At 66.2% G+C, this 10089-nt stretch carries 11 protein-coding genes; 3 read left to right on the top strand and 8 right to left on the bottom strand.

Translation table 11 applies throughout. The annotated features are described in order from the left end of the window. The first annotated feature begins 703 nt into the window (after window positions 1-703). Window positions 704-1222 (top strand): hypothetical protein, encoded by a 519-nt coding sequence (locus tag BM536_RS37815; protein WP_073495517.1) that lies wholly within the window; start codon window positions 704-706, stop codon window positions 1220-1222. A gap of 192 nt (window positions 1223-1414) precedes the next feature. Here the strand turns inward: BM536_RS37815 and BM536_RS37810 are convergent, their stop codons facing one another. Together BM536_RS37810 and BM536_RS37805 are read right to left on the bottom strand one after the other, a co-directional pair. After that, window positions 1415-1630: a hypothetical protein gene (locus BM536_RS37810; protein WP_245873998.1), complete on the bottom strand. Its 216-nt coding sequence runs from the start codon at window positions 1628-1630 to the stop codon at window positions 1415-1417. A 29-nt stretch (window positions 1631-1659) separates the two neighbouring features. Continuing rightward, window positions 1660-1890 carry a hypothetical protein gene (locus BM536_RS37805; protein WP_073495538.1) on the bottom strand — a complete coding sequence of 77 codons (231 nt, stop codon included), beginning with the start codon at window positions 1888-1890 and terminating at the stop codon, window positions 1660-1662. A gap of 280 nt (window positions 1891-2170) precedes the next feature. Here BM536_RS37805 and BM536_RS37800 point away from each other — a divergent pair, with 280 nt between their 5' ends. Together BM536_RS37800 and BM536_RS40560 are read left to right on the top strand one after the other, a co-directional pair. After that, window positions 2171-2587 carry a restriction system modified-DNA reader domain-containing protein gene (locus BM536_RS37800; protein ID WP_073495511.1) on the top strand — a complete coding sequence of 139 codons (417 nt, stop codon included), beginning with the start codon at window positions 2171-2173 and terminating at the stop codon, window positions 2585-2587. Window positions 2588-2889: 302 nt separating this feature from the next. After that, window positions 2890-3177 (top strand): hypothetical protein, encoded by a 288-nt coding sequence (locus tag BM536_RS40560; RefSeq protein WP_143651119.1) that lies wholly within the window; start codon window positions 2890-2892, stop codon window positions 3175-3177. 147 nt (window positions 3178-3324) lie between these two features. Here the strand turns inward: BM536_RS40560 and BM536_RS37790 are convergent, their stop codons facing one another. From BM536_RS37790 to BM536_RS37765, 6 genes are all read right to left on the bottom strand, one after another. Then, window positions 3325-3867: a hypothetical protein gene (locus tag BM536_RS37790; protein WP_094104064.1), complete on the bottom strand. Its 543-nt coding sequence runs from the start codon at window positions 3865-3867 to the stop codon at window positions 3325-3327. Further along, on the bottom strand, window positions 3831-5399 hold the full coding sequence (locus BM536_RS37785) for a UvrD-helicase domain-containing protein (protein WP_245873997.1): 1569 nt from the start codon (window positions 5397-5399) through the stop codon (window positions 3831-3833). The genes BM536_RS37790 and BM536_RS37785 overlap by 37 nt, the downstream gene beginning before the upstream one ends. A gap of 157 nt (window positions 5400-5556) precedes the next feature. Continuing rightward, complete coding sequence (locus BM536_RS37780; RefSeq protein ID WP_073495502.1) at window positions 5557-7215, bottom strand: hypothetical protein; 1659 nt, start codon at window positions 7213-7215, stop codon at window positions 5557-5559. Between the two features lie 220 nt (window positions 7216-7435). Further along, complete coding sequence (locus BM536_RS37775) at window positions 7436-8020, bottom strand: hypothetical protein (RefSeq protein ID WP_073495499.1); 585 nt, start codon at window positions 8018-8020, stop codon at window positions 7436-7438. A gap of 52 nt (window positions 8021-8072) precedes the next feature. After that, window positions 8073-8507: a hypothetical protein gene (locus tag BM536_RS37770; protein WP_073495496.1), complete on the bottom strand. Its 435-nt coding sequence runs from the start codon at window positions 8505-8507 to the stop codon at window positions 8073-8075. A gap of 720 nt (window positions 8508-9227) precedes the next feature. Then, window positions 9228-10085 carry an ETEC_3214 domain-containing protein gene (locus BM536_RS37765; protein ID WP_073495493.1) on the bottom strand — a complete coding sequence of 286 codons (858 nt, stop codon included), beginning with the start codon at window positions 10083-10085 and terminating at the stop codon, window positions 9228-9230. Window positions 10086-10089: the final 4 nt, after the last annotated feature.

Genomic DNA, 10089 nt, shown 5'->3' with positions numbered 1-10089 from the left:
CATACATCTACCTCGGCACCGTCACCCTCGCAGCCCTCATGATCTGGCTCCGCACATGATCCGAGAAACAGCGCCTAGTGCTGACGAAATTCCACACCAGGCGTCCAATGGCCGCTGTCGCGGCGGCGGCGGCGGACACCAGGAGTGACTCCATGCCGGGAGAAGGGGACGCGATCACAATCACGGGGAGTACCGGAATCGCAACGAACGGAATGTGAACCACTCGTTCGTGACGTTGGCTATTTGCGTCACGCCTGTTAGTGTCGAAAACGCGGAAGGCCCTCCGACGTGGGGGTTTGAAACCGCCAGGGTTCGGGGACGACCTCATGGAACGCTCCTTGGATCTTGATTTCCTTGGTTGGCGTGGGCTCCGTCTACGGGGCTGCTATCCCCTCGGAGTCCACGCTCCCGGGACCCTAGCTTCACAGAAAGTGTTCTGCCAACTACGGAACACCCGGGGCTTTTTGCGCCTATCTGGGCGGCATATGTCGAAATTCAATCGGGACGTATCGCGTTAAAGGGTGCCGGGCCGTCATCTATCCCGAAAATATTTCCTCGGAATTTTCCGTACCTGCCCGTAGCGTTCCCCTCTCCTGGTATGGGGGCATTGCCGCGGGTCGCCGACTGCGAACATGAATCGAAATACCGCACGGATACGGCCGAACGCCTGACCGCGCGGCCACCGACTCGGTACGGTCTGCCCATGGCCAGCGAAGCCGTCCTCGACCGCGACCTGTTACACGCGGCATGGGACTCCTACCGGATCCTCGAGACCCGGACGCCTCCCCAGGAACGCATCGATGCGCAGCGGCGGGTGCAGTCCGCAATGGACGCCTACAGCCGCCAGGACGTCGCCCGGGCCACCGTCTTCCTCATCGGCGTCCTCACCGCCCACCTCACCCCTGACGGGCCACCCGAGCCGAACGGCCTCGACCCGCTGAGCGACCTGATCCCCGGCGTCCTGCGCCGCCTGAGCCGGATCGAGACAGCCGACGCCGCCCAGGCCCCCATGGTCGCCGGCGTCATCACCGCCGCCGTCCTGGGCCAGGACCCGGTGGCCTGGCGCGACCAGTTCGGCACGATCCCGCCCGCCGAAGCCCTCGCCCACACCTACGTACTGTGGCTCCTGGCCGACCTGCTCGACACACTCACCGAAACCCCCGGCGCAACCGACCAGATCATGCAGGAGACCTTCGCCTCCTCCGCCCCAGACGCCGGCTGACACACACCGCGCAGGCAGGACCGCAGCGAGCCCACACACAGGGTCAAAAAGCCGTTCATGCCACTGGCGCCACCGCAACTGTCGGCTGGCGCTGGCCGCGTTGTTGCCGCCCCTTCACGTCCCCGGCAGCAGACGACCTCCCTCGCCGCAGGACACAGGGGTGCCCGCGAGGTGTGGGATTGTCGGGAGGCTCTACGCCTCGACGTACGCGACGATGGTGATCTGCCGAAGGGCCGTGACGTAGTAGATGACGCGGATCCCGTCGATGTCGTCGATGTAGTCGCGCAGCAGGGTGTCGGGCACCGGGGTGCCCAGTTCAGGGTTGACGCTGATGGCGACGATCGCACGGTCCAGGCGGTGCGTCTCGGCCGCCGTGAGCTTCGCCAGCTGGCTCAGCGCCGGCTCCACCAGGACGACCTGGGACCGGCGCGACGTGCTCAGGCGACACGGGGCTGCTCACCGGCGAGGCGCTCCAGGTGGCCGTCGCGGGCTTCCTCCCACAGCACGCCCGTCTCCGGGGACGGGTAGCCGTGAGCGGCGATGTCCTCCAGCACCGAGGCGAGGGCGTCGACCCTCGCGCGCTGCTCGGCCGCGTACGCGCGTGCGGAAGCAGCTGCGTGCTCATCGAGGGGCTGGCGGTCGGGCACGAGGGCCGGCTGCTCGCTCATCCTGGACCCCTGGGCTCTCATCTGGCGCGTGTCACCACGGTATCGCCGGGCCGGACCGTCCAACCCCGGTACGGGCGATCCCGGCCCGAAGGACGCCGGACAGCACATGCCCGGGGACGACTCGACATCGCCGACGATGCTGCGTCACGTCGCCCCTGATGGCCCGTCCTCTTGGCCCGGCACCGCCGACGGACAACGGACGGAGCATTGCCGTTAGACTTTAAATCTGGCAGACTTTGAATTGCAAAGTTCAACGTGGAGGTGTCAGGTGCCCAGGTCTATGCGGACGATCGAGATCGACGATGAGGTTTTCGCCTACCTGCAGCGTCACAGCGAACCCCTGGTCGACTCCCCGAACGATGTCCTGCGACGCCTGCTCCTCAACGAGGAAAGGTCTTCTGCTGACGGGGCGGGGATCCGTCGGACTGGAGCTCTGATGTTCATCCTCGAAGCCGGTCTTGCGGCCCCTGGAGACAAGCTGCAGCACCACCAGTCGCGGCTCAAGCGCACCCACGAAGCCGTCATCACTGCTGACGGCTGGGTTGAACTCCCGGACGGCCGGGCCTTCCCCCAGCCCTCCCCCGCACTGAAAGCGCAGACGGGAAGTGAAATCAACGGGTGGGGTCAGTACACGCACCTTCCTAGCGGACGCCGGCTGCAGGCCCTTCGGGAAGAGGCAGCGAAGCACCAAGAGTGAGCCTGGTCCGAGCCGCATCCCCGGCCGGGTCTGTCGCGGACCGGCCGCGGGAGACACGGGTGTGTGACCCTTACGGGCGTCCTGGCGACTCCGGGGGGCGCTGAATTGGCATTCCCACCGCAGGTGGGTGCAGGATGCCCAGCGGAGCGTCCGTCGTCAATCGCTATTGCAGTTTGGCTTCGTTGACCTCTTCAGGGGGGTGGCGGTCACAGCCAGGGCACGTACTCTCCACCAACCGTCGTGTTCCCAGCATGCAAAGGGGAGCCCTGAAGGTCGCACCCGAGCTTTGGACGGCGGAGGGTATGACCGAGGACTCCCCGGTGTCGCGTTGGATCACATCCGCCCGAGAGAAAACACGAGAAATGAATCCTGTAGCTACACCGCGGAACAGTACAGCAGCAGAAACGGTGCCCCGCCTAGCCCAGGTCAGCCAGCTGGCACCCGCCTTCATCGCACTCTTGGCGATGATCACCATCTGCGTCCTGGCCGCCACCGGGCACACGGAGCAGATCACTGCTGTGGCGTGGTTTGGCGGCACCGTCTTCGCTGGTGGAACGATCATCAGCGTGACGGTTCATATCCGACGCTGACCGGAAGGTCAGACGCAGATAGCGTGCGAATGGCTTCGCCCCGGCAGGCGACATGCCGAGGCGAAGCCAATCAGTGAGGTCAGCCGAGCCCGTGCGCTTGGACAAGTCAGGACCGTCTTACGGTCAGTTGCTGCGCACGGCTGGCGGTCAGTCCCCGGTCTTCTGCACGGCAGCCACTGCAGTGATGCGGTCAGTGCGCCACAGCACTATTTGTGTGGTGTCGTAGCCGTACCAGCCGTGGCCGCGGGCCACCTGCAGACGTGGATCATGCTGTTGCCAGTACTGGAGCCGGGCCTCGTCTTCCTCGTAGATCTCGTACGGGGCGGTAGTGATGACTGCGGGACGCCCGTCTTTCAGCCAGGTGATGGTGTGGTCCATCCAGTGCTCGTCATGGCCGCCTGCTCCGTAGCGGGTGCACTGGTTCTGGGCGGCGCTCGATGAGCATTGGCGGCTGTGGTCTCTCAGGAGCCACTGCGGGCAGCAGCCGGCCGGGCTGAGCTTGAGCCCGTGCTGTTCCGCCCAGGCTACGAGGACTTCCTGTCGTGCCGTCTGTTCTTCGAGGCGGCGTTCATATGCTTCGGGGTCCTTGCGGCGTTCGCTGAAGTGCGGGGTTTCCAGACCGTAGGGCCAGCGGATCTCCCCGCCGGACTTGCCTATGACGCTTGCGGCCCGATCATGCAGATTAGCCATGTCTCTCCCGTTTTACGGCTTGTGGAGGCGGTCCCAGGGGTTCGTTTGTGCCCGGGGGGTGGGGACACTGGCCTGTTCTGTCGCGGCTGGTTCACCCTGGGGGTGTTCGTTGATCCTCCGATGTCGAGCTGGAGGCGGGCTCGGGTGACGGCGACGTAGGCGAGGCGTGCTTCGCTGCGGAAGATGCGTCCAGGGCGTCCGAGTTCGTCCTCTTCGGGCGGGGTGAAGTCTTCGCCGATGCGGACGGCTGGCCATTCGCGGCCCTTGGCTTTGTGGACGGTGGAGACGGTGACGTCTGCCGTAGTTTCGGATCCGAGCTGGTCGACGGCCTGCATGACGGCCTCGGTGCCGAGTTCGTCGACGAGTTCTACCCAGGGCAGCAGGTCGGCGCCGGCGGGGTCGTTTTCTGCGTAGTCCTGGACTTCGCCCCAGGTGCGGAAGAGGTAGAGCTCGGGGTGTCGGGTTCCGCGGCCCTTTTTGAGGTCTTCGGCTGCGCTGGCGAGGCTGCGCAGGGTGCCGCCGCCGCCGGCCATGGCGACGCGGCGGCCGGATTCCATTTGGTGGAGTACTTCAGCCATGGCGCCTCCGTTGGTGCGGCACAGGACGACGTCGGGGTTCTTGACCTCTTCCAGGCGGGTCGGGGTGGCGTGATGGCCGGTCAGGCGCAGTGGGGAGCGGGTGAGGGTCAGCCACCTGTTGGCTTCGGCTGCGAGGGCGGGGCCGAAGCGGAAGGACTGGGTGAGGGTGAGGTGGGTGCCGTCGAAGTCGGTCATGATGTCGCGGGCGCCGCGCCAGGTGTAGATCTGCTGGGCGCTGTCTCCGACCAGGACGATCTGGGCGTGGTCGCGTTGGAGGTTGAGGACGTACTCGAGGGCTGGGTTGGTGTCCTGGGCTTCGTCGAGCAGGATGTAGTCGGCTTTGATGTGCGGGTCGGTGAGCTGCCAGACCTTCAGGTAGTGGTCGTGTTCCACTTTGAGTTTGCTGCCGGCGGGATCGCGGACGTCGCTCCAGGCGCGCTGGGCGTACGGGAGCACGGTGGCTGCCAGGACCTGGTGGACGGCTGGGTCTTCGGCGCCGCGCTGCAGGGGAACGTGTTTGGTGTCGATGTCCTTGTCTGCCGACTGGCAGAAGCGCAGGACGGTCTGCTTGGCGATGTAGGCCAGGCTGGTGTTCTCGAAGACGCGGTCGTTGACGGTGAGTTTGTGGCTCAGACCGAGGAGATCGGCGGTCTTCCATGCGGGGGTGCGGGCGCCGCCGAAGCGGTGGCGGTACTGGTGTCCGACGACGGCGTAGGCAAGGCCATGGCCGGTGCTGCACTTGACGCGGGTGGGGAAGCGGAGTGCGGCTGCTTCTTTGATGGCCCGGTTGAAGGCGAGGTAGAGCCCGCGGCGGGTCCGGTCGGAGTCTGCCAGGAGTTCGAGCGTGGAGGTCTTGCCGGTGCCGGCGCCGGCCTGGAGGACGAGGTTTCGGCCTGTTGCGAAGGCGGTGACAGCGGCTTGCTGCTCGTCCGTGGGGGTCAGCGTAGTGGGCACAGTGCGTACTCTCCGTCCTGAGTTTCTGCGGCTCGCTTATGTGGCCGCGGGCCTGTTGTGCAGCGTGACAGGTCCCTCTGACAAAGCCCCTCGAGGTATTCAGACAGGTGGCAGGAGATCGAACGTGCAGGCCAGCGGGGGCAGCCGGGGTGACGAGTCAGGTGTGGCTGGCGCTGGATTGGACTCTGGTCGCCGCTACGCGATGGGCGAGGCTGAGCAGTTCCTGCTGCTGTGTGTCCAGGCTCTGCGGAACATTGCTGCCGGCGCTGACGGAGAAGAACGCGACGGGGCCGTAGAAGGGACCGTCGTGATAGTCCAGGAGCCGCAGCGTTTCGTTGGCCACCGGATTGCCGATTTCCGGAGCGGGGGTGATCAGCTCGCCGACATAGGCGTGAATCGTGTGCGGCTCGCGCAGGATGATCCGGTCCACGGCACCTCCGGCGCTGCAGACCTTCTCCCGCATGTCTCCGGGAAACTCGGACTGGAAGTCCAGCTGGCCGTCGGGGGTGATGACGGCGAAGGTCACCTCGGTTTCGCCGCTCCCGGTGTCCTGGCCGGCCAGGTAGGGGGCGAACTCTAGGTTCTCCAGGTTCTCGAGGTCGCGCGTGATGATGCGCTGCCGCAGGGCGCGAAACTGTCCGAGGGTCTCGGCGACGGCATCGTGCTGCTTGAGCAGCCGCTGGGCAGTGGCGTGGCTGGCGGGCAGGCTGACCCAGTTCGGCAGGTCGTACTCGGGCACAGGCCGGTCATGGGCGGCTTCGATGCGTCGGCCGATGCTGGTGACGCAGGCCGCGGACACGCTTCCGGGCTTGAGCCCCGCGGTTCGCTGTCCCCAGGCCACGGAACTGGATGCGGCCATCCAGGCGACGGCGATCAGCTGGCGCAGATTGAAGCCGTTGACCAGTGCCTCGTGGAAGGTGTCGTAGGCCTCTTGGCGTCGGTGCTCCGGGACGGGAGGTTCGCCGTAGCTTCGGTCGAGCAGCCCGTCGAGGTAGGCCAGGGCAGTGATGGCCTCGAGTTCCATGACGGTGTCACGCAGCCGGCTGGGGCGCTTGAGCAGGAGGTGCTGTATGGACTCGCTGGCTTCCTGGAGGGCGTGTGAGGCGTCGTCTCCGAACGCGTGTGGCAGGCGCCAGGGCACCTGATCGGCGTAGACCCCGCGGACGGTGTTGTCGTCGTTGAAGGCGAAATCGCCGATGGTCGCGGGAAGCGTGGGAGCGAGCCAGCGCTGGCGGTGCAGGTTACGCAGCGTCTCGATGTCCGTGCTGCGCGAGATCCCCAAGGTGTATTTCGTGGTGTTGATCGGGCCGAAGGAGTCACGTTCGGTCCGCACCATGATGTCGATCATGGTGAGCAGAGAAAGAGCGTCGGGGACGGAGGGGAACTCCTCGGGGAACGGATGGCTGCGGTGGTCGGCGAGCCAGGTACTGGCGTTTTCCACCTGCTCCCGTTCGGCGTTGTGTCTTTCTTCCTCGGCGCGCTGCTTTTCCTCCAGCTGCCGCGCGGTCGCGGCTTCTCGGCATTCCGTGCAGAGGCTGCTCGAAGTGACTTCGCTGTGCGGGAAGCGATCGGGGCGCCACAGGCCCAGGGCGGCCATCTCTGAGCGCGTCGTGACCGTGGCAGGGACCCCGCAGTCGCGGCACAGATAGGTGAGAAGTGCTGCGCGGCTGGACTCCTTGACGGTGCGCAGGACGTGATTGCTGGGCCCGATCTCCGCAACCTTGTGAAGCCACGAACCGGGTTCGGTGAAAGCCCAGTAGGCAAGACAGAGTTCTTTGTCCTCGGCACTGACGCCGGGTTCGAGCAGTACCTCCACTAGCGGCTCCGTGGGGCTGGGCAGAAGATTCCGCTGAGCCTGCGGCCGCTGAGAGATTCTTGCCTGCTGCCGCTTGCGCCGACGCTGCTTTTTCCCCACCGGACCCCCTTGTCAGGGACTCAGGATAGCCAAGTCGGCTGACACGGTTGCCAAGTTGATGCAGGTTGCGGCATGTTCACGCCACCCAGGTGCTGGCATATGAACAATTCCTGAGTGCTGCTCAGAAATCCTGCTCGACACTGCGGTGCCGCCCGGAAGGCGCCTCGGTGCTCCCCCAGGTGCGGACGACGACGTGATCGGTAAAGGCGTGCACCACCCGATAGGCGGGGGCGGCCTTCGCCTCGCGCCGCTGCGCCGCGATGTACTGCTCCGCCTCACGCCGGTCACGCCGGGGCGTTCCGCACAGTTGCCAGGCCTGGCCGTTCCACATTTCCGGCACCCACCGCTCCTGCGGCTGAGGGCGCTCCTCACGGATGCCGTAACGGGATTGCACCCGTACTTCCTTCGCAACAGGCGGCGGGCTGTACTCATCCTGGGGTGCCGGCTTGGGCGCTGCGCGGCGCCGGGTCTCGCACAGCAGGCACAGATCCCGTGCGCTGTCGTCGACCGGGCCGGTCGGGTGCTCCTGGCAGCGCGTCGTCGGTTTCGGCGCGCTTATCGACTCCTCCAGCTGGGACAAGGCCCGCGTCAGGTCCGCCCGGATCTCGTGCAGCGCAGCGTCCGGGGTGTCCCGTGAGAGGTGTTCACCGTGCTCGCCCAGGACCCGCAAGGCACGGCCCAGGGCCACGAGCTGCGCATGATTCACGTCATCCCTCCAATTCGATCCGTACACCTTGCTGTGCTGGCTGCAGGGTTGTTCAGCCAATACGGCGCGAGGTGTCTCTCAGCATGCGAAGCCGCATCGCCTGCCACAGCTCACCGGCGCCCCGGCTGCTGTCGGGGCGTTCAGGGTGCAGCATGGGGCAGCATGCGCCGTGAGCGATCTTCGCTACGCCGTAGTCGCGATGGTGCGGGCCGGGCCAGGCGATACCGCCGGCGAGGTGGAACACCTCATCCAGTGCGAAGCGCCGGAACGGGAAGTTCCCGGGGATCAGGGCGATCCACGCCGGCTCAAGGTCGGGCTCGTCCGAGTCGCCCTCCAGGCGAGCAGGGTCGGGGCCAGCCTGCGGGCGGTAGGTGTTGACGCCGTCATAGTCGAGCGTGCGATGCCGGTGCGTGAGGATCCCGCACTCCGTGCACGGGGCAGTCAGCCGCCGGCCCCAACCAGGCATGGTCTCTGACGAAAAGCGCAACCGGGCCTCCTGCTCCCGTCGTGACCACACCAGGACGCACAGCCCCGGGTCCCCAGCCGAAGTGACGAACAGCCACGATATCGACCGGCACTGACAGACGCGGTCCTCACACCCAGTCAGCTCCGCACCTGCGGGTGGGCGTTGCCTGAGCGGTGCGGCCGCCGGGTGGCTACCTGTGGTGCCGTCTGGCTCAGGCCTGCGGGTAGGGACCGGTTTCATGGTGGAACGGACATCCGGAGGAAAATCGGGGAGGGTCCGTGATCTGGTCCCCCTTGCGCTGGTAGACGTACTCCCAGCCCTCCTCGTCGTATTCGGCTACGAGGATACAGAGACCGCCGACTTGCTAGTGGTCAAGCACCGCGGCGGACCCACTGGCGCGCGCCCAGCCGTTCCCTGGCCCGCCCTGCCCCGTACCGTCGATCGCCCCAGCACCCGCTGACTCCTGATGGCCCGATCGCGGTCGGAGTGCGAGCTCGTTGCCGACCGCGGCCTGGTAGCGCTGAGCACCGTCCGCTTCGGGACCCGCTGGTCCAGCTCGGGGAAGGCCGACGGTTCAACTCCCGCGGTCCACCGCTCCTCAAGGGTTTCCGTTCGGGTTCTCCCAGGACCGGTTCGCCTAGGGCACTGCCACGACCCAGGCCGACCGGGCATGCCCTGCCACGGCGCACAGGTATCTGCCGAACAACCAGGGTGCTTGGCCTGTTGAGCTGAGAGTCGGCGCTACGCGACAACGAGCCGGCTCACGCCGATCTGATTCGGGTAGTACGTGGACATGTCCCTAGCGAACGCCGTCTCCGCGTACGTGTTGACCACCGACTCGGCCATGATGTCCCTCGCCCCCTCGTCCAGCTTCTCGGCCAGAAAGAAGTGGCCCGGGGGGTCTTCCGCCGGCCGGTGCTCCTGGTACCACTTCCCCCAGGAGGACTGCGGGTCATACCCGGGGCTCTTCGCATGCCAGGTGGGGCAGGTGTCATTGAGCCCCCAAGCGAACGTGCGGTAGTTGGTACCGCCCCCGTGGCCGTAGACGTGGAACACGAAGTTGTCGCTGCTGCCGGTGCCTCCGAAGAAGATCTTGAGCGACTCATCGCGCTGCTCCTGCGCGGGCAGCGCCTCCGACAGCGTGGTCTTGTTCAAAACGACCCTGTGCCTTCGACCGTTGCCCTCGAAGAAGAACTCGGGCCGAAAGGTCGGATCGCAGGTCGTCACGGCATACGTCACGGCAGCGTTGGTCTTGTTGGAGATCGCCTCCACCCAGTACTGCTCCCTGGGGCGATAGACGTTCCGCACGAGCGCACTGCCGGGCTCAAGAGACGTACGGAAGACAGGGGGGCCCAGCTCCTTCTGGAACTTCTCCAGCGTGTAGCCCGCTCGGAGCTCTCTGAGCTTCCGGTACTCCGCGGCACGCCAGTCCTTCTGTGACTCGCCCAGGACGGTGACGGCCGTAACCAGAGTGCTCACCGCTGTGAGGAGGTTGGACAGGAAGAAGACAGCTACCAGCACGAGGTTCCGCTTGGTGAACGAGCTGAACCGCTCCCCCGTCGTCCCCCTCCCGTCCTCTGGCTCTTCTGAGTCGTCCATAGCC

Source organism: Streptomyces phaeoluteigriseus, assembly GCF_001896135.2.
GTDB classification, from domain to species: domain Bacteria; phylum Actinomycetota; class Actinomycetes; order Streptomycetales; family Streptomycetaceae; genus Streptomyces; species Streptomyces phaeoluteigriseus.
The sequence above is the reverse complement of the archived record's forward strand: the minus strand, read 5'-3'. Positions and strand labels throughout refer to the sequence as shown.

Coding starts and splice junctions, on each gene's coding strand:
- BM536_RS37815 (WP_073495517.1), top strand. CDS start 704: ATGGCCAGCGAAGCCGTCCTCGACCGCGACCTGTTACACGCGGCATGG.
- BM536_RS37805 (WP_073495538.1), bottom strand. CDS start 1,890: ATGAGCGAGCAGCCGGCCCTCGTGCCCGACCGCCAGCCCCTCGATGAG.
- BM536_RS37800 (WP_073495511.1), top strand. CDS start 2,171: ATGCGGACGATCGAGATCGACGATGAGGTTTTCGCCTACCTGCAGCGT.
- BM536_RS40560 (WP_143651119.1), top strand. CDS start 2,890: ATGACCGAGGACTCCCCGGTGTCGCGTTGGATCACATCCGCCCGAGAG.
- BM536_RS37790 (WP_094104064.1), bottom strand. CDS start 3,867: ATGGCTAATCTGCATGATCGGGCCGCAAGCGTCATAGGCAAGTCCGGC.
- BM536_RS37765 (WP_073495493.1), bottom strand. CDS start 10,085: ATGGACGACTCAGAAGAGCCAGAGGACGGGAGGGGGACGACGGGGGAG.